Annotated in this window: 14 protein-coding genes; 9 read left to right on the plus strand and 5 right to left on the minus strand. The window is 65.3% G+C overall.

Features of this window, described 5'->3' with window-relative positions:
• Window positions 1-195 precede the first annotated feature (195 nt).
• From BI327_RS27650 to glgX, 4 genes are all read left to right on the plus strand, one after another.
• The gene (locus tag BI327_RS27650; protein WP_076864455.1) at window positions 196-1,029 is read left to right on the plus strand and encodes an intradiol ring-cleavage dioxygenase; all 834 of its coding nucleotides are present in this window, start codon (window positions 196-198) and stop codon (window positions 1,027-1,029) included.
• 51 nt (window positions 1,030-1,080) lie between these two features.
• The gene (gene radC, locus BI327_RS27655) at window positions 1,081-1,794 is read left to right on the plus strand and encodes a RadC family protein (protein WP_076864456.1); all 714 of its coding nucleotides are present in this window, start codon (window positions 1,081-1,083) and stop codon (window positions 1,792-1,794) included.
• A gap of 65 nt (window positions 1,795-1,859) precedes the next feature.
• Window positions 1,860-3,221, plus strand: a complete 1,362-nt coding sequence (locus BI327_RS27660; RefSeq protein WP_083742255.1) for a prenyltransferase — start codon at window positions 1,860-1,862, stop codon at window positions 3,219-3,221.
• Between the two features lie 318 nt (window positions 3,222-3,539).
• Window positions 3,540-5,663, plus strand: a complete 2,124-nt coding sequence (glgX, locus tag BI327_RS27665; RefSeq protein WP_076864458.1) for a glycogen debranching protein GlgX — start codon at window positions 3,540-3,542, stop codon at window positions 5,661-5,663.
• A 94-nt stretch (window positions 5,664-5,757) separates the two neighbouring features.
• Here glgX and BI327_RS27670 read toward each other — a convergent pair whose 3' ends face one another.
• The gene (locus BI327_RS27670) at window positions 5,758-6,645 is read right to left on the minus strand and encodes a LysR family transcriptional regulator (protein WP_076864459.1); all 888 of its coding nucleotides are present in this window, start codon (window positions 6,643-6,645) and stop codon (window positions 5,758-5,760) included.
• Window positions 6,646-6,754: 109 nt separating this feature from the next.
• On the opposite strand from BI327_RS27670, the gene BI327_RS27675 reads away from it, so the two are divergent.
• From BI327_RS27675 to BI327_RS27690, 4 genes are all read left to right on the plus strand, one after another.
• Entirely contained in the window at window positions 6,755-7,780 is a 1,026-nt protein-coding gene (locus tag BI327_RS27675; RefSeq protein ID WP_083742237.1) for a DUF1254 domain-containing protein, read from the plus strand.
• Between the two features lie 215 nt (window positions 7,781-7,995).
• Window positions 7,996-9,861, plus strand: coding sequence for a sigma-54-dependent Fis family transcriptional regulator (locus BI327_RS27680; protein WP_076864460.1), 1,866 nt, complete (start codon window positions 7,996-7,998; stop codon window positions 9,859-9,861).
• Between the two features lie 131 nt (window positions 9,862-9,992).
• Window positions 9,993-11,576 (plus strand): hypothetical protein, encoded by a 1,584-nt coding sequence (locus BI327_RS27685; RefSeq protein ID WP_076864461.1) that lies wholly within the window; start codon window positions 9,993-9,995, stop codon window positions 11,574-11,576.
• Window positions 11,576-11,977 (plus strand): hypothetical protein, encoded by a 402-nt coding sequence (locus BI327_RS27690; protein WP_076864462.1) that lies wholly within the window; start codon window positions 11,576-11,578, stop codon window positions 11,975-11,977. Before BI327_RS27685 ends, BI327_RS27690 begins: the two co-directional genes overlap by 1 nt.
• Window positions 11,978-11,999: 22 nt before the next feature.
• On the opposite strand, the gene BI327_RS27695 is transcribed toward BI327_RS27690, so the two are convergent.
• From BI327_RS27695 to BI327_RS27710, 4 genes are all read right to left on the minus strand, one after another.
• Window positions 12,000-12,755, minus strand: coding sequence for an SDR family oxidoreductase (locus tag BI327_RS27695; protein ID WP_076864463.1), 756 nt, complete (start codon window positions 12,753-12,755; stop codon window positions 12,000-12,002).
• Between the two features lie 181 nt (window positions 12,756-12,936).
• Complete coding sequence (locus BI327_RS27700; RefSeq protein WP_076864464.1) at window positions 12,937-13,491, minus strand: flavin reductase family protein; 555 nt, start codon at window positions 13,489-13,491, stop codon at window positions 12,937-12,939.
• A gap of 78 nt (window positions 13,492-13,569) precedes the next feature.
• The gene (locus BI327_RS27705; protein ID WP_076864465.1) at window positions 13,570-14,670 is read right to left on the minus strand and encodes an LLM class flavin-dependent oxidoreductase; all 1,101 of its coding nucleotides are present in this window, start codon (window positions 14,668-14,670) and stop codon (window positions 13,570-13,572) included.
• A gap of 413 nt (window positions 14,671-15,083) precedes the next feature.
• On the minus strand, window positions 15,084-17,426 hold the full coding sequence (locus BI327_RS27710) for a mechanosensitive ion channel domain-containing protein (RefSeq protein ID WP_076864466.1): 2,343 nt from the start codon (window positions 17,424-17,426) through the stop codon (window positions 15,084-15,086).
• Window positions 17,427-17,744: 318 nt separating this feature from the next.
• Between BI327_RS27710 and BI327_RS27715 the strand changes: the two genes are divergently transcribed.
• Window positions 17,745-19,475 (plus strand): ATP-dependent Clp protease adaptor ClpS, encoded by a 1,731-nt coding sequence (locus BI327_RS27715; protein ID WP_076864467.1) that lies wholly within the window; start codon window positions 17,745-17,747, stop codon window positions 19,473-19,475.
• Window positions 19,476-19,479 lie beyond the last annotated feature (4 nt).

The raw sequence follows: 19,479 nt of genomic DNA on the forward strand, positions 1-19,479 counted from the left end.
TACGCGAACCGGTATCCACTTCGCTCGAAAACGCTCTTTTCAATTCCGAATTGTTGCAGCCGACGGTAATTCGCCGGCCGCATCGTGGCAAACCGTCGCAGGGCCTTGGGGCCATATCGAGAAACCAAACCGTCCTGATGTCGCCACGCTGAGTGGCAAATGGGAAGCCTCACGCGCAAACGACAGGAGCGATGATTGGACAAGTCCACGCGCCGCGGCTTTCTCGGCCTGATCTCGGCAAGCGCCGCCGGCCTGCTGCCGGCACGACAGGCCAATGCGGCGTCCGAGAGCCGGCCAATCGACACCGCGGAAGCATGCATCCTGACGCCGCAGGCGGAGGAAGGGCCGTTCTATGCCGATCCGAAGCTCGTGCGGTCCGACATCACAGACGGCAAGGCCGGGATTCCTCTGACGCTGCGGCTGCGCGTGATCGAGGCCGGCGCCTGCACGCCGATGGCAGGCGCGCGGGTCGACATCTGGCATTGCGACGCGCAAGGTCTCTACTCGGCGTTTCCCGGCCAGGGCGACCGGCACAACATCGACGAATCGCAGCAAAGCTTTCTGCGCGGCACGCAGATGACCGACGCTGCGGGATGGGTCGCGTTCAATACCATCTATCCCGGCTGGTATGACGGGCGCGCCACCCATATCCATTTCAAGGTCTTCCTCGACGACAGGACCGTGCTGACCGGCCAGACCTTCCTGCCGGACGCGCTGAACGAATTCATCTACGCCAATGCGCCTGATTATACCGGCCGTCCGCGGCCGCGCACGACGCTGAATGCCAACGACCATGTGGTCGAGATCGCCGATCCGGACCGCCGCGCCTTCTGCGCGGTGAAGGAGGAGAAGGAGCGCTACGTGGCGACGCTGACGCTCGGCGTCGACAGACGCGCCGAGATCGCGATGCAGCCGCGGCGCGGCCCGCCGCCGGGACCTCCGCCCGGAATGGGCCCCGGCCCGATGCACGGACATCGGATCAAGGACCGGCTGGCGGCGCTGATCCCCGGCCTGAAGCGCACCCAGTAGCGCCACGCGAGGCCCTTGCAAAACGCGGCCGGCACGGCAAGGTTGTGGCCGATGCCCGTCAAGCCCGATGCCAGCAACGACGAAACCAGTGAGACGCCGCATTATCACGGCCATCGCGAGCGGCTGCGCGAGCGTTTCTACGCGGCGGGGCCGGACGCGCTCACCGACTATGAGCTGTTGGAGATGGCGCTGTTCGCCGCCATCCCGCGCCGCGACACCAAGCCACTCGCCAAGGCGCTGCTGAAGAAGTTCGGCTCGTTCGCCGAGGTGGTGCACGCGCCGGTGGCGCGGCTGCGCGAGGTCGAGGGCGTCAAGGATGCCTCGATCAACCAGATCAAGCTGCTTGCCGCGGCCGCGGAGCGGATCGCCAAGGGCGAGATCAGGCGCAGCATCGCGCTGTCGTCCTGGAACGACGTCATCGCGTATTGCCGCTCGGGCATGGCGTTCGCCGACAAGGAGCAGTTCCGCCTGCTGTTCCTCGACAAGCGCAACCAGCTGATCGCCGACGAGGTACAGCAGACGGGCACCGTCGATCACACCCCGGTCTACCCGCGCGAGGTGATCAAGCGCGCGCTGGAACTGTCCGCCACCGCGCTGATCCTGGTGCACAATCATCCGTCCGGCGACCCGACGCCCTCGCAGGCCGACATCCAGATGACCAAAGCGATCGTCGACATCGCAAAACCGCTCGGGATCGCCGTGCATGATCACATCATCGTCGGCAAGAACGGACATACCAGCTTCAAGGGCATGAGATTGATGTAGTCTCGCGGACGCGTCGCACCGCCGCCGATCCCTGCCCGCACCGAGGCTTCTCTACGGAGACGATGATGTCGAAAGGCCCGAGCGCAGTTCTCTCGTCCGACGAGATCGACGCGATTGCACGTGATGCCGTCGCGGAGGGACAGGCGGACCGCAAGCCGGCTGCATGGCAAACGATCCAGCCGCTTCGAAACGCCCAGCGCCACCAGCCTGAGGCCGCGATGGCACTGGTATGGATTGTCGACCAGCGAAGCCTGGCCAGGGATGAGGCGGCGGACCTTCTCCTCGAGATAGCGGAGGCCCATGACGACGACATTGGGATCCTCTCGACGCTTGGGCAATGCCTCGAAGCCGTCCGCGACATCGACGATCTGAACGCGGCACCGCCGGAACACCCGATCTTTCAGATGACACTCGAGAGGCTCGAACGCCTCGCCAGGCGCCATGCGGGGCAGCCTGAACAGGAAAAGATCCTGCGCGGGCTCGCCACGTCGGCGCGCATGATGGCCCGCCAGAAGGATGCGATCGCCGAGGCCAGCCTTCGAAGGCTGGTCGACATCGATCCGGAAAAAAGCCCGCCTCATTACAATCTGGGACTCTTCTACAAGACGCGCGGCCGGTTCGCGGAAGGCGTGGCGGCAAACCAGGCCGCCGCACACCTGTCGCAAGAGGTGATCGACAGCTACGAGTGGAATCTCGGGATCTGCGCCACGGGAGCCGGCGACACCGGGATCGCCTTGGACGTGTGGAAGCGGATGGGGCAGAAAATCGGGCATGGGCGGTTCGGCTTGCCGGAAGGCGGATATCCCGCCTGCAAGGTGAGGCTTGCCGAGCGGCCGCTTGCCGAGCGGACGGCAGACTGCGATGACCCGGGCGAAGAGGAAACGGTCTGGATCGAACGGTTGAGCCCGTGCCATGGCATCATCCGCAGCGTGCTGTACGGCGATCTCGGCGTCGACTATGGCGATGTCATCCTGATGGACGGCGCCCCGATCACGCATCACACCTACGGTGAGCAGCAGATCCCGGTCTTCCCCCATCTGGCAACGCTGCTGCGCCGGAACTACCAGGTGTTCGATTTCGCGGGCACGCAGGAGACTGCACGGCAATTGGCTGACATCAGCGACGAGTTGGCCGAGGATGCCGTGATCTATTCCCACTCCGAGAGCTTCAAGATCATGTGCGCGAATTGCTGGCGCAACCCCGATATCGATCACGCCGATCACGAGCAAATGGAAAAGCACGTCGTCACCGGCCGCATCGCCGCGCCGCCCGACATCGCACCCAGGCGGCTTCTGGATCTGATCGACAAGGCGATCGAAAGGCGAGGAACCTGCCAGCTCTACGCCCCCGATCTCTGCGCAGCCGCGGGACAGCCGGCGCGCGAGCAGATCGACCGACGCCGGTTTGCGTTGCTGACGAACAACTAGTCTCGTCTTGGCGAAAGCAGCCAGGACGACGGTGAAGCAGCTTGTTCGGTGTCATCACCCGCGCATGCGCATGCGGGTGATCCAGTATTCCAGAGGCAGCAGTGCTTGAGCCGAGAAGCCGCGGCGTACTGGATCGCCCGGTCGAGCCGGGCGATGACAGCGGGCTTGGGGACGCGGGTGCATTTTCGCGACACTGGAACGACGTCGCACGCGACCCGGCGTCATACGGCCATGTGCTGGTGCCGCTAAAATAGCCGATGCAACGTTTTCCGCGCCGCGGCGTTTGCTGCAGGTTGATTTGATGGCCTTGGGGGACCGATGTCCGATTATGTCATTGAGGAAGGGCTGCCCTATCCGCTGGGTGCCCATTGGAGCGGCCACGGCACCAACTTCGCGGTGTTCTCCGCCAACGCCACCAAGGTCGAGGTCTGCCTGTTCGACGGCGAGCGCGAGACGCATCGCTTCGAGCTGCCCGAATATACCGACCAGGTGTTCCACGGCTTCATCAACGGCGTGCAGCCCGGCACGTTCTACGGCTACCGCGTCTACGGCCCCTACCAGCCGGACGGCGGCCACAGATTCAATCCGAACAAGCTGCTGCTCGATCCCTATGCCCGCGCCCATGCCGGCAGCCTGACCTGGAATCCGGCGGTGTTCGGCTACAAGATGGAGAGCGGTGACGATCTTACTTTCGACGAGCGCGACAGCGCGCCGTTCATGCCGAAATGCGTGGTGTGCGATCCTAATTTCGACTGGGCGCAGGAGCCGCAACGGCAGGAAGCCCATTGGGACGAGACCATCGTCTACGAAACCCACGTCAAGGGCTTTACCAAGCAGCAGCCGGGCATTCCCGAGCACCTGCGCGGCACCTATGCCGGCTTCAGCTCGAATGTCGCGATCGACTACCTGAAGGCGCTCGGCATCACCTCGGTCGAGCTATTGCCGGTGCATTCCTTCGTCAACGACAGCAACCTGCTGGACAAGCACCTCACCAATTACTGGGGCTACAACACGATCGGCTTCTTCGCGCCGGACCCGCGCTACGCTGCTGACGTCGCCAACAGCCTGCGCGAATTCAAGGAGATGGTGTCGCGGCTGCACGGCGCCGGCCTCGAGGTCATCCTCGACGTCGTCTACAACCACACCGCCGAAGGCAATGAGCGCGGCCCGACGCTGTCGTTCAAGGGCATCGACAATGCAAGCTATTACCGGCTGTTGCCCGACAAGCGCCGCTACTACATCAACGACACCGGTACCGGCAACACCGTGAACCTGTCGCATCCGCGGGTGATCCAGCTGGTGATGGACAGCCTGCGCTACTGGGCCGGCCACATGCATGTCGACGGCTTCCGCTTCGACCTCGGCACCATCCTGGCGCGCGAGGTCTATGGTTTCGACGAGCAGTCCGGCTTCCTCAAGGCGATGAACCAGGACCCGCTGCTCGCGACCGTCAAGCTGATCGCCGAGCCCTGGGATTGCGGCCCCGGCGGCTACCAGGTCGGCGGCTTCCCGCCGGGCTGGGCGGAGTGGAACGACAAGTACCGCAACACGGTGCGCGATTTCTGGCGTGGCGAGGCGACGCCCGGCAGCCTGGCGCCGCGGCTGCTCGGCTCGCACGACGTGTTCAACCGCGAGGGCCGCCGCACCTGGGCCAGCGTCAACTTCATCACCGCGCATGACGGGTTCACGCTGAACGACTGGGCGAGCTACAACAACAAGCACAATGAGGCGAACGGCGAGAACAACAACGACGGCTCGTCGGACAATCATTCCTGGAATTGCGGCGCCGAGGGGCCGACCGACAATCCCGAGATCCGCGCTTTGCGCGAACGCCAGAAGCGCAACATGCTGGCGACGCTGCTGGCCTCGCAGGGCACCCCGATGCTGCTCGGCGGCGACGAGTTCGGCCGCACCCAGCGCGGCAACAACAACGCCTATTGCCAGGACAACGACATCTCCTGGTTCGACTGGAACCTTTCCGCCGACGCCGAGAAGCAGCTCGCGTTCACCAAGCGGATGATCAAGCTCAGGCGCGACTATCCGATCCTGCGCCGCAGCCGCTTTCTCTCCGGTGATCGCGATCCGCAGCTCGCGATCCGCGACGTGGTCTGGATCAACGCCTCGGGCGTAGAGATGACGCAGGCCGACTGGACCACCGGATGGATCAAGTGCTTCGGCGTCGTGCTCGACGGCCGCGCCCGCAAGACCGCGATCGCCCGCGAGGGCGAGGACGACACCGTGCTCGTGATCCTCAACAGCTATCAGGGCGAGGTCGATTTCAAGCTGCCGGCGACGTCAGCCGGCCCGCATTGGTCGCTGTTGCTGGATACCAGTGCGCCGGAGCAAGCAGCGGGTGCGCCGTTCGCGTTCGAGACCACGTACAAGGCGGCGGGGCGCTCGTTTGTGCTGTTCACGGCGGGTGAGCCAAAGCAGGTCCTGTAGGGCGGATTAGCCGAAGGCGTAATCCGCCGCAGACCCGCACGCGGAATGGCGGATTACGCTTCGCTAATCCGCCCTACGCGCCTGCGCTCGTCGCTCACACCGTGCACGCCTGAACGATCTTCGGCAGATAGCCCTGGCAGAAATCCAGATAGGTCCTGACGATGGTCGATTGATGCCGGTGCGGAGGATAGAGCAGATGCAGCGACCATTCCGGCAACGGGTGCTGCGGCAGCAGCCGGACCAGGCGTTTGTCGCGGATCGCCGCGGCCGCCAGGAAGGGCGGCAGCTCCGTGATCACGTCGCCGCGCAGCGCGCGGGTGCACAGATGATGATAGTCGTTGGTGGACAGCACGGCCCTGGGCTCGACAATCTGTGTGCCCAGCTCCCATCGCACCTGGGTGTCGATCCGCGACGCCCACACCCCGCATGGCAGATCATGAAGCGCGTCCGGGTGTTTCGGCATGCCGAAGCGCTTGAGCAAGCGCGGGCTGGCGACGAGAATGTTGCGGAAGGACAGCACGCGGCGCGCCACCATCGCCTCGTGAACGATCGCGCCGACCCGAAGCGCGACGTCGATGCCGTCCTCGACCAGGTCGACACGACGCTCGGTCGAGTAGAGATGGACTTGGATGTCCGGATAGCGCTGCTGGAACGCCGCCAGCAAATCCCACCACGGCTCGAAGGTTTGCGGCAGCGACAGACGCAAACGTCCCTTCAACTGCATCTGGTCATTGACGACGGCCTGCTCGGCCTCCAGCAGCGTCTCGATGCCCTGACCGGCGCGCTCGTAGAGCCGCGCGCCGGCGTCGGTGAGTTTGGCGCCGCGGGCCGAACGCTCCAGCAACTGCACCTTGAGCTGCCGTTCGAGGTCTTTGATACGGCGGCTCAATGTCGGCAGCGGAATGTCAAGGCGGGCCGCGGCCGCCGAGAGGCTGCCGGCCTGAACGACGGCGACGAACATCCTGACTGCGTTGAGATCCATGCAACAAGCCTACCATATCTGGAAGGCCTGTTGCCAAGTGTAGGCATTCATTTTCATATTTGACTAGCCTACCTCTCCGGCCATCAGCGATCTCACCTCCGGAGAGCCCATGAAAACGAGCATCCTGGCAGCCATGACCTTCGCGGTCGCGAGTTCGGCCGCGTCGGCACAAACACCGGCGTCGCCGCAGCCGGTCACCGTCGAAAACTACAATCGCGCCCAGACCGACGTTTATTTCGCCGGCGTCGTCAAGGGCGGCGGCTTCGGAAAATTCCGTCACGGCCGCGAGCTTGCACCTCCCATCCAGCACGGCATCGTCCGCCCCAACCGCGACACGCTGTACTCGTTTGCGATCTTCGATCTCGATGCCGGACCGGTGACGATCACACTGCCGGGCGGCGCCAGGCGCTTCATGGCGATGCAGATCGTCAATGAGGATCAATACACCACGGGTGCTTATTACGGCGCGGGCAGTCACACCTTGACGCGAGAGAAGATCGGCACGCGATATGCCATCGCGGTGGTTCGTTTCCTGGTCGATTTTTCGAACGCCGATGAAATTCGCCAGGTTCACACCCTGCAGGACGCGATCACATCGAACCAGCAACGCGCGGGCACGTTCGAGATTCCGAACTGGGATCAAGCAAGCCTCGACAAGGTGAAGGCAGCGCTGTTGCAGCTGGGAACCACGGTATCCGATACGCGGCGCATGTTCGGCGCCGATGCGCATCAGGTCGATCCGGTCAAACACCTGATCGGCAGCGCCATGCTGTGGGGCGGCAATCCCGCGAAGGACGCGCTTTATCTGCCGATCACGCCGGCGCGCAACGACGGCAGCATCGTCCATACGCTGACGGTGAAGGACGTTCCGGTCGACGGCTTCTGGTCGCTCACGGTCTACAACAGCGACGGCTATTTGCAGCCGAACCCGGCCAACGCCTACGCGGTGAACAGCGTCACGGCCACGAAAGCCGCCGACGGTGCAGTCACCATCCAGTTCGGCGGCTGCGACGGCAAGGTCGCCAACTGCCTGCCGATCACACCGGGGTGGAATTACACGGTCCGGCTGTTTCAGCCGCGCGCCGAAATTCTCAACGACAGCTGGAGATTTCCCGAAGCGCGGCCCGCGGATTGAGTCCGCAATCGACATGCATTCGTAGGGCGGATCAGCGAAGCGTAATCCGCCATCTTGCGGGACACGGCGCGACGGCGGATTACGCCTTCGGCTCATCCGCCCTACGACCCCCCGACCTCCCTCTCCAAAGGTCCCTCCCCGCGACGCCGTCGGCCAATTGACATTCGCCGTTGCCCTGCCAGACTTCGCCCAAAATTAGGGGTGGAGACCTCTGGATGGCCAATCTTTCGGCCTCAAATCACGTCGCCCGTGTTTTATCGGCGGCCAATCAGGTGGCCGGCGTCGACACCGAGGCGCGGATTGCTGCGTCCTGGCGGCGCTGCGTGGTCAATCACAACCTCGATCCGGCCCGGCGCGGGCCGCCGCAGACGCTGACCGAGGCCGAAGTCCGGCACATCGCCGAGCCGATGGAGGATCTGATCCAGGTCGCGATCCCGGAGCTCGAGGACCTCGCCCGCGTGCTCCACGACAGCGGCTACTGCGTCAACCTCGCGGATCCCAACGCCACCATGCTGGTGAGCCGGCTGCCCGAGGGCGACTACGCGCGGATGTTCCTGGAATGGAAGATCTACACCGGCTCGAACTTCGCCGAGACGTTTGAGGGCACCAACGGGCTCGGCACCGCGCTCGCCGAGCAGCGGCCGATCATCGTGCATGGCGACGAGCATTTCCGCGAGCAGTGGCACATGTTCACCTGCGCGGTGTCGCCGCTGTTCGACCACGCCGGCCGGCTCGCCGGCGCCGTCAACATCTCCTCGTGCCGCAGCGATCTCGGCCGCAGCGCGCATGAGCTGGCGCTCGCCGTCACCACGGAGGCGACAAGGCGGATCGAGCAGTCGTTCTTCCGCCGCCGCTACCGCGCCTCCTGGATCGCGACGCTGCCCGGCGAAGGCCACGGCATGCTGGCCTATGACGACGATCGCCGCGTCGTGGGCGCTTGCCGCACCGCGCGCGCCGCATTTGGCCTGACGGATGCGATGATCGATGACGGCATCGACCTGTCGCATCTCATTCAACTGGACGATCGCGCGACGCGGGCCGCGGACGAGCCGGTCACGCTGCGCCGCGCCGACGGCACGCCATGGGGCCGCGGCCATCTGGCGCCGCCGGTGCGCGCGCGATCGCCGCGTCCGCTGACCGCACCGCCCCGTGAAAAGCCGGCCGGACAATTCAGTGGCCTGCACCGGCTGGCCGGCCGCGATCCCGTGCTGATCAAGGGCGTGAAGCGGCTGATGACGGTCGGCAATCTCGATTTGCCGATCCTGCTGCATGGCGAGACCGGCGCCGGCAAGGACGTGTTCGCGCGCGCCATCCATGCGGCGAGCAACCGCGCGGCGCGCAACTATGTCGCGCTGAACTGCGCGGCAATGCCGGAAAGCCTGATCGACGCCGAGCTGTTCGGCTACGAGGCCGGCGCCTTCACCGGCGCGCGGCGCGAGGGATCGAAGGGCCTGATCGTGCAGGCCTCTGGCGGCACGCTGTTCCTCGACGAGATCGGCGACATGCCGCTTTCGCTGCAAACGCGACTGCTGCGCGTGCTCGAAAACCGCGAGGTCTGGCCGCTCGGCGCGCTGAAGCCCGTTGCGGTCGACATCCGCCTGATCAGTGCCACGCACCGCGATCTGGCGCGGATGGCGGAAGTCGGCGGCTTCCGCTCCGATCTGTACTACCGGCTGCGCGGCATGGAGATCCGGCTGCCCGCGCTGCGCGAGCGCGCCGACAAGTGTGAGGTGATCACGCAAATTGCCGACGAGGAAGCGCCGCACTGCCGCGTTGCGGCGGATGCCTGGGCGCAACTGATGGCCTATCCGTTCCCAGGCAACATGCGCCAGCTTCGCCACGTGCTGCGGCTCGCCGGCGCGACCGCCGAGGGCGGCGTCATCACCCAGGCCGATCTCGATCTGCCACCGTTCAGCGCGCGCGGTGTGCAGACTGATCACACAGCGGGCGAGCGCGCCGCGATCATCGACGCATTGCGCGTCAATGACGGAAGAGTGAGCGATGCGGCCAAGGCGCTCAAGCTCAGCCGTGCGACGTTGTACCGGAAGATCAAGGCTTTGAAGATCGGGCTCGACGGCTAGACGAATTATTTCGTTCGAGAAACGATTCGCACCCGGGCATGGATACTCCGTAAGAACGGCTGTCGTGTTCCGGCCGCGCAGGAAAAGTGGTATCGTACGGCTTTCGCCTTCAACGCCACGGAGCGGGTCCCATGATACGGCTTCCCCTCGCTGTGGTCGTTGGCCTCATTGCCGCGACCATTTCGCAACCTGCCGCCTCGGATTCAACTGAACAACGATTGGGCAAAGTCCATTTCGCGACGTCCTGCAAGCCGGACGCGCAGGAGCTGTTCGACCGCGCCATGCTGTATCAGCATTCGTTCTGGTACAGCGCGTCGCGCCGCACCTTCGAGGAGGTGCTCGAGGCCGACCCGCAATGTGCCATCGCCTATTGGGGCATCGCGCTCAGCTATCTCTACAACCCGCACGCGCCGCCGCCGCCGGAGAACCTTCCGCTCGGCCTCGAAGCCGTGAAGAAAGGCCAGTCGCTGGGCGCACAGACGCAGCGCGAGCGCGACTACATCGATGCGATCGCGGCGATGTATGTCGACTATGACAAGGTCGACCACCGCACCCGCGTGCAGCGATTCGTTGCAGCCGAAGAGCAGGTCGCGACGCGCTATGCCGACGACGACGAGGCACAGATCGCCTATGCGATCACGCTCAACGTCGCGGCGTCCCCGGCCGACAAGACCTATGCCAACCAGCTGAAAGGCGCGGCGCTGCTCGAGCCGATCTTCAAGCGCCAGCCGGAACACCCCGGCATCGCCCACTACCTGATCCATCTCTACGACTATCCGGCGCTCGCGGAGAAAGGCCTTCCCGCGGCGATGCGCTATGCCAAGATCGCCGAGCACGCGCCGCATGCCCAGCACATGCCGTCGCACATCTTCACGCGCGTCGGCTACTGGAAGGAATCGATCGCCTCGAACAAGGAATCCGCACGCATCGCCAAGGAAGACGGCGAGCAGCAGGACCAGGCGCACGCGATGGACTACCTGGTCTATGCCTATCTCCAGCTCGGCCAGGACAAGGAGGCACGCGCCGTGGTTGACGAGCTCGGCCAGCTTCAATTCAAGCTCGACCGGTTCGCAGGGCCCTTCGCGGTGGCGGCAAGCCAGGCCCGCTATGTGTTCGAGCGCGGCGACTGGAAGGGTGCGGCCGCGCTTCAGGTCCATCCGACCAAATACGCCTACGCGGATGCCATCACCTATTTTGCCCGCGCGGTCGGCGCCGCGCGCTCCGGTGATCCGGCGGCCGCCAAGGCCGATATCGGCAAGCTCGGCGAGTTGCGCGACAAGCTGAAGGACGCCAAGGATGCCTACTGGTCCAACATCGTCGACATCCAGCAGCAGATCGCGAGCGCCTGGGTGCTGTACGCCGAGGCCAAATACGACGAGGCGCTCAGCGCGATGAATGCCGCCGCGGAGGCGGAGGACAAGACCGAGAAGCATCCCGTCACCCCCGGACCGCTCGCCCCGGCGCGCGAGCTCTATGCGGCCATGCTGCTCGATCGCGGCATGGCCAAGGAGGCGCTCGCCGCCTATGAGGCCGTGCTCAAGAAGGAGCCCAATCGGCTCGCGGCCTATCTCGGGATGATGAAGAGCGCCAAGGCGACCGGCGATCAGGCCAAGACCCAGGAATGCGCCGGTCAGATCGCCCGGCTCACCGCGGATGCGGATTTGTCGCGGCCGGAGCTGATCGAGTTGCGCCAGACCACCGGAAGCAAGCTGTGATGCGACGGACACCATGGCGCAACGGTGCGGCGGCCTCGCTCGGCGCCGTTGCGTTATGGCTTTGCCACGCGCCGCCGCTTGCCGCGATGGAGATCCTCGGTCAGGCCGGCGTGCTCGGCGAATGGGAACTGACCGGACATCTCACCGAAAGCGGACCGGACGCGCACAAGCAATTCTCCGGGCCGCTGAAGATGAAGCATGTGGGAATCTGCACGCAGGACGGACCGGACGAACGCGCCGGTGAGATCCGGCTGCAACTCACTGCGGATTCGCAAGTGACGGCCGAACTGGTGCTGGACGGCGCGCCCTGCACCTACAACGCCCGCAAGACGCACAACTACGAGGGCACGCTGTCCTGCGAGGGCCGCGCGCCCGTGCCGCTGCTGGTGTGGCTCAAATAGCCGACGCCGTCCGGCTTTCCAGTCAGGCGGCCGGCCGCGAGCGGCGCAGCCATTCGTTCAGGTCGATGCGGCCGAGGCGCGCCTCGCCCAGCGGTACCAGCGAGTGCTGCTCGACCCGGCCGCCCCAGTAGAGCGCGTCAGGGTCTCGCACCACCTCGCGCCGGTCGCCTTTCGCCTTGAGGTACCGGGCCACGATTTCGTTGAACGGCGCGCGGTCCGGACCTGCGATCTCGACGATGCCGTTGCGCGGCGGCTCCAGCGCCACATCGGCCACAAGCGCGGACACATCCTCCGCTGCGATCGGCTGGAACAGGCCGGGCGAGATCCGGACCCGATTTCCGTCCGCACCGGCATCGGCGATGGCGCCAACGAATTCCATGAATTGCGTCGCACGGATGATGGTGTAGGGAATGCCGGCCGCCTCGATCAGTTTTTCCTGGGCGACCTTGGCGCGGAAGTAGCCATTCTCGGGCGTGCGGTCGGTGCCGACGATCGACAGCGCGACATGGTGCTTGACGCCGGCCGGCTTCTCCGCCGCAAGCAAGTTGCGGCCGGAGGTCTCGAAGAATTCCATCACCGCCTTGTTCTCGAACGACGGCGAATTGGCGAGGTCGATCACGACAGCCGCGCCGGACAGGGCCTCCTTCAAGCCCTCGCCCGTGATGGTGTTGACGCCGCTCTTCGGCGACGCGGCGACCACGTCATGGCCGCCCTGACGCAGAATGGCGGTTGTCCTGGAGCCGATCAGTCCGGTACCGCCGATCACAACGATCTTCATGGATTGGGTCTCCCTTGCCGATGACTGGAGATCTCGAGATGCGCTTGGGGCCTCAAACTGCCGACGGAAAGCGCAGCGACACTTATAGTATGCCGCTCGCGCGCATGACGCGCGCGTCAAATTGATCGGGATTGGTCAGCGATGCTGATTGACTACCGGAGGCGTGCCGCCCACCGGGCGTTCAGGAGAACTCGTTCCAACTGACGCGGCGCGCATCGACGTCGCCGAGCGTGATCGGGTCGTGGATATTGCGCACGCTCTGGAAGCTGCTGCGCAGATAGATCAGCGGATCGACCGTGGTCGCGGCGCGGACGTGCTGAACCTCGCCGATGAAGATCGAATGGGTCTTGGTGTCGAGCTCCTGGCTCAGTACGCAGTCGAACGCCGCGACGGCATCCTCCAGCACCGGAGCGCCGGTCGCGCCGGTGGTCCAGCGTCCAAACGCAAAACGATCGTCGCCGTTGACGCCCTTCTGGCCGGAGAAGGTCAGCGCCAGCAGCGCGTGATCCTCGTTCAGGAAGTTGATGACGAAATGGCGCTCCTCGACGATGCGCTGATGCGCGCTGGCGTTACGGTTAACGCAGACCAGCACCGACGGCGGATTGTCCGAGAGCGAGCAGGCCGAGGTCACCGTCAGGCCGGTACGCTTGCCGGGCTCGCGGCCGACCGTCACCAGCGCCACCGCGCCGGCGCAATGCCGCATCGCCTGCTTGAAACCCTGTGCGTCGACCGTCATGCCGCAAACCTCGTGAACGTAATCCGTTTAAGATATGCGACGCGGGGTGCGAGGCAAGCCCCGCACCCCGCGCAGCTGTCATGCAGCCTTTTCGAACTCGGCACCGAGATGCTTGAGCCGTGGCATCACCTCGTTCTTGAGCAGCTCCAGCGAGTGCCGCCAGGCCTCCGGCTTGTGCTTGTAGTCGAAGCCGAACACGCAGAGCACGCCGAAGCCGCCGACCTCCCGGTAGATCTGCTCGATCTTCTCGGTGACCGTCTTGGGCGAGCCGACGATCCAATTCCGGCGCGCGCAATATTCGACGGTGACGTCGCTGTCGGGCACGTCGGGCGCGTGCTTCAGATAGTCCTTGAAGCCGAAATGGCCGAGCAGCGGCAGGAAGTACTCGCCCATCATCCGGCCCATCATGTCGCCGGTCGAGAGTCGCCACGCCTCTTCATCGGTGTCCGCCACGAACACCTCACGCACCAGCCGCCAGTCCTTGCGGCTCGGCTTGCGACCGGTCTTGGCGGCACCCGCCTCGACCGAATCCCAGTGGCTGCCGACATAGGCCGGGTTGAGGTTGAGGCTCATCGGAATGAAGCCGCGCTCGCCGGCAAGCTTCAGCGTGTCCGAGTTCTTCGACAGACCGGCGACGCCGATCGGCGGATGCGGGCCCTGCAACGGCTTGATGTGGGGTTTGAGGAAGTCGAACATCGTGTCCGGCTTGCTCACTGTCCAGTACTTGCCCTTGTGGGTCCAGGGTCCGGGCTCGGACCACATCTTCAGGATGATCTCGAGCGCCTCGCGGGTCATGTCGCGGTTCTGGCCGGACATGCCGTCGACATTGAACATCGCCCAGTCGCTCGGCAGGCCCGAGGCGGCAACGCCGAAATTGAGCCGTCCGTTCGAAAGATGATCGAGCATCGCGACGCGGTTCGCGAGCTCCGCCGGGTGATGATACGGCAGCAGGAAGCCGCCGGGCCCGATGCGGATGTTCTTGGTCTGCAGCAGCGCCTGCGCCACCAACAGATCGGGCGACGGATGCGGCTCCCACGGCGCGGTGTGATGCTCGCCGATCCAGGCCTCCTGATAGCCGAGCTCGTCGAGCCAGCGCAGCGTCTGCAGGTCCCAGTCGTGGCCCTCCTTCAATCCGCACTCCGGCGGGTGCGAGGGCATGGTGAAGTAGCCAAGCTCCATGTGCGTTTCCTTCCTTCTGGCTTTGCGGTTCAGTCATGCAATGCGTCTTGCCGCGCATTCGCACGACAATCAGCAAGCGCTGTGCCAGCAGAGGAAATCGCAGGGAATGGGTAGGAACGCCCGGATTTCGGCCGGCTGCGGCCGATGAACAGGCTCATGGGCACGGCGATCGTCTCACCGTCGCGAGACACGTCGCAACCGTGAGACGCTGCGAAGTGCGCTCCTACTCCCTCTCCCCGTTCTTACGGGGTCGAGACGAGCGACGCTCGCTCTTAGAGGGTCGGGGTGAGGGGCTGTCTCCGCGCAGACGGCGATAGCTGTGCTTGCGGAGACTCCCCCTCACCCGGATCGCATCTTCGATGCGATCCGACCTCTCCCCGCAGGCGGGGCGAGGTGAAGCGGAGCACGCCAGATCAACCCGCAGCGCGGCGCGGCAGCGCGTTGGTGTCCAGCTCTGTCGGCGGCGGGAGCTGCATCAGGATGGTCTGGCCCATCGAGGCGATCTCGATGCCTTCTTCCTGGAAGCGGCGCTTCATGCGGCGGTTGAACTCGCGCTGCACCGACCAGCGTCCGCTATCAGTGCAGCGGATCTGGCCGACGATGGTCACCACCGAGCCGTCGACCTTGTCGACGCCCCACAATTCGAGGTCGCCGCGGATGAATGCGCGATACGCCGTCTCCTGGCGCATCTGGGCGACGATGTCCTTCAGCACCTCGCCGGCGCGGTCGGTGTCCTCCTTGTAGGACACGTTGACGCTGACCGCGGCATTGCCGGCGCCGCGGCTGGAATTGGTGATCGTCGTCACCGCGCTGAACGGCACGACATGCACCGAGCCGTCGCCGGCGCGCAGCCGCATGGTGCGGATCGAGACGTTCTCGACCACGCCCGAGAGGCCCGACACCGTGACGGTGTCCCCGACCTGCACGGTGTTCTCGATCAGGAGGAACAGCCCGGTGATCAAGTCCTGCACCAGCTTCTGCGAACCGAAGCCGATCGCGATGCCGACGATGCCGGCGCCGGCGAGCAGCGGCGCGACATTGACCCCGATCTCGCTCAGCGCGGTGAGCCCGACCACCGCGACGATCATGCAGAACAGCGCGGTGCGCAGCATCGGCTGGAAGGTGCGCAGGCGCGCAGCGCGGGCGTAATGCCCCTCGCGCGACAGCGTGTCGATCTGCCGGTCCATCAGCGCATTGGCGACTTCCCAGATCACGGCCGCGGCGAGCGCGGCAATGCCGATCGTCACCAGCGCCGAGATCAGGCGGGAGCCGATCTGGCCGCCATAGAACCAGACGATGGCATCGACGCCCCAGACCTCGAGCAGCGCGACGAAACCAATCAGCGCGATCACCGCCGTGACCACCTTGCGCAGCAGCGGCAGATAGCGGTTGGCGCGCGTCTCCAGGCCCGGGAAGCGCTGGATCAGCTCCGGGCTGATGCGGAAGCCGCGATCGATCAGGCTCAGCACCACCATGGTGACGAGACGGGTGACCAGCAGCACCGCGATGGTGCCGACGAAATATTGCAGCAGCAGCGAATAGCCGTTGCGGATGTTGAGCGCCCACACCGCCCACAGCGCGAGGTCGAGCGCGATCGCCAGCACGTGCCAGAGCGCCGCGACGCGGTTGCGCGTCCGCGCCGCAAGCCCGGTGCGATCGGCCGGCGCGCGGATGAATTCGGCGACCTGGCGGCGGCACTGCAGGATGATGACGACAATGAAGAGATGCACCACCAGCATCACCAGCCGGAGCAGCGCGGCGTAACCGGCGCGATGCAGCCCGAGCAGCAGCGCGACATTGGCAAACGCAATGCCGGACACGCCAACGGCGACGATGCGCCGCGCCCAGATCTCGATATAGGCCGCGGTCTCGGCGCGAACACGGAACAGACCGAAAGGCCCTGCGAGCGCGCGCACCGCGCAGATCAGCACGCGCGAGAACACATAGGCGTTGACGACGGCGAGGATCACGAGCCGCGTGGTCGACTGGTCGCCGATCTCGGTGCCGAGCAGCGCGGTGGCGATGCCGCCGAACACCAGCACCGGCAGCAATTCGAGCAGCAGGCGACCGAGCACGAAAGGCAGCCGCACCAGCGACTGCCAGGCCCGCGCCAGGCTGAGCCGGCGCCGCTGCGACTCGGGTGTCGGCGTGACATCGGCAACCGAGGACGGCGGATCGGCGCTCGCGAGCGTCTGCACCGGCACGCGCGCGGTCTGCGGCAGCCGCGCTTCCAGGAACGCGACCGGCCGCTTGATCAGGCGGAACACCACCCATTCGGCGGCGAGCGCGCAGCCGAACACCAGCGCCAGCTTCCAGGCGATATCGATCAAGAGGCCATAGGCGGCCGGATCATTGGCGGTGCGCACGAACCAGTAATAGAACGCCGGGAAATGCGTCAGCGTGCGGGCGACGTCGGCGACCTCGCGCGACATCTCGCCGACCTGCTCCGACACCATCAGCAGCAGCTGTGCACCGAGGCTGTCCGCGCTGAGCGGGATCGAGGACTGCGGCTGCTCGGGCGCCGGCTGGGCCGCCGCCTGCGGCGAGGCATTGGCGATGGCGCGCAGCGTGTTGATGATCTCGCCGCGTTTCTTGTCGTCCTGCAGCGTGTACAGCGCACGCTTGGCCTGCTCAGGCGTCAGCGTGTCGCTGGTACCGGGTTGCGGCGGCGCCGGCTTGGCGCCCGGCTGCGCAAGCGCGGGAGAGACGAACAGGGTGAGGATGAGAAGAAGCGCAAAACGAAGTGTGTGCGACACGAAGGCCTCGTAAAAAATAATCGCGCGACGGAAGATTCCTCGGGAGGGAATCTGCCTCGCGCTCGCGCCATGTCGGATTACTCCTTTTCGCCCCGATGATGTGTCGGAAGTTTGCCGTTGCAGCGGCCATCTCTTGGCATTTGCCGCAACACAATCGTCACAAGCGTTGAGCCGCGTTTACACATGCAGAACGTTGCGGGCTTCGGCCGGCGCACCACACGTCAGGGATGAGGCGGCAGAATCTTTCGCTTGACGCAGGTCGGCGGCCATGATGTTCTTATTTTGTTCTTTTGGTTCCGATTGCGTTTCGGGGGTCTCATGCACGATGTGTTCAGCGACGACGGTCCGGTGCGGCTCTTCATTCACGACGACGATGAAACGCCGCTGGAATTCATGCGTAACCTGCTGCGCACGGTGTTCGGCAAATCCCGGAAGGAAGCGATTGCCATCACCGCGCGAATCGAGGCCCAGGACGGATTCGCATGCGGCCCGTATCCGGCGACGGTGGCCAAGGCACTGCTGGAGTCCGCCCAACAGCTGATCCGCAGCAACGGGCATCCATTGCTGATCACCGCGTCAGCCGCCGATGCGGCCCGGCCGTGCGATCTCTGTGGCGCGCTGGAGCCCGTGACCGACGTGTTTCTGATCCGCCGGACAGTCTGCCTGTGCGGCAACTGCCTGATCGCCGCACGGGCAAGCTCGGAAAATCTACCGAGCGAGGAGTTCAGATATGCGTTCATGGCGCTCGATTGGCATTTTGCCGGAACGCCGCGCCATCAGATCATGACCCGGTCGCGGCAATTTCCCGGTCACATGCGAGCGGACGTTCAGATCGCGATCGACAAATTGTTCGATGCGCCGATCCATTTCTTCGGCATTCATGAGCAACACCGCTATGAGACCCTCGCGATTGCCTCGCTGATGGAGAACAGCCGCAACGCACGGCCAATCGCGCCGCCGCAGTATCACGACGTCGACGTTGGCGAGCCCGAGTCGGTGAAATGCCTCACCAACGGCTTGTGGCTATGCCAAACTGAAGAGCTGCGCTATGCGGTGCTGCTCAGCTACCATCGTGATTATCAGACCGAGCCGGGCTTGCGGATCGAGCTCGCGGTGCCCGCAGGCGTCGCCGGAAACGCCTTGGTGCAGCGGACCTTTGCCGAGTTGGAAGCGGCCGTGCATGCGGCACGCTCCTATCGCGGCAAGATCCTGTCGCTGGAAGATGCCACCGACTATCGCGGCCGGGCGCGCGGCGTGACCGTACATCGCCTGCCGACGGTCGCGCGCGATGACGTGATCCTGCCGGAACGGACGCTGCGGCTGCTCGACCGCAACGTGCTCGACTTCGTCGAGAGCCGCGATCTGCTGCGCAAGCTCGGGCAATCGACCCGCAAGGGCATCCTGCTGTACGGGCCGCCCGGCACAGGCAAGACCCACACCATCCGCTATCTCGCCACTAACCTGCCAAACCACACCACGCTGATCATCACCGCCGAGCAGGTCGGCCTGCTCGGCGCCTATATGAGCCTCGCGCGGCTGCTGCAGCCGACCATGGTCGTGATCGAGGATGTCGATCTGATCGCGCGCGATCGCGAGGACATGGTCGGACCGTGCGAGGAATCCCTGCTCAACAAGCTGCTCAACGAGATGGACGGCCTGAAGGAGGATTGCGACATCCTGTTCGTGCTGACCACCAACCGGCCGGAAGAGCTGGAGGGCGCGCTGGCCGGCCGGCCCGGCCGCATCGACCAGGCGATCGAGGTGCCGCTGCCCGACGAGACCGGGCGCGGCAAGCTGATCCGGCTCTACGGCCGTGGCCTGCCGCTCGAGCAACCCGTCATCGACGACGCCGTGCGACGCACCGAAGGCGTCAGCGCTGCCTTCATCAAGGAGCTGATGCGCCGCATCGCGCAGGCCAGCATCGCGCGCGGCAGCGGCCAGGATGTCACCGCTGAGGACATCGACGGCGCGCTCAACGAGATGCTGTTCGACGGCGGCCGCCTCAACGTGAAGCTGCTCGGCGGCGCGCAGGGAATGAGCGCGGGGTGATGGC

It is taken from the genome of Bradyrhizobium mercantei (genome assembly GCF_001982635.1).
GTDB lineage: Bacteria > Pseudomonadota > Alphaproteobacteria > Rhizobiales > Xanthobacteraceae > Bradyrhizobium > Bradyrhizobium mercantei.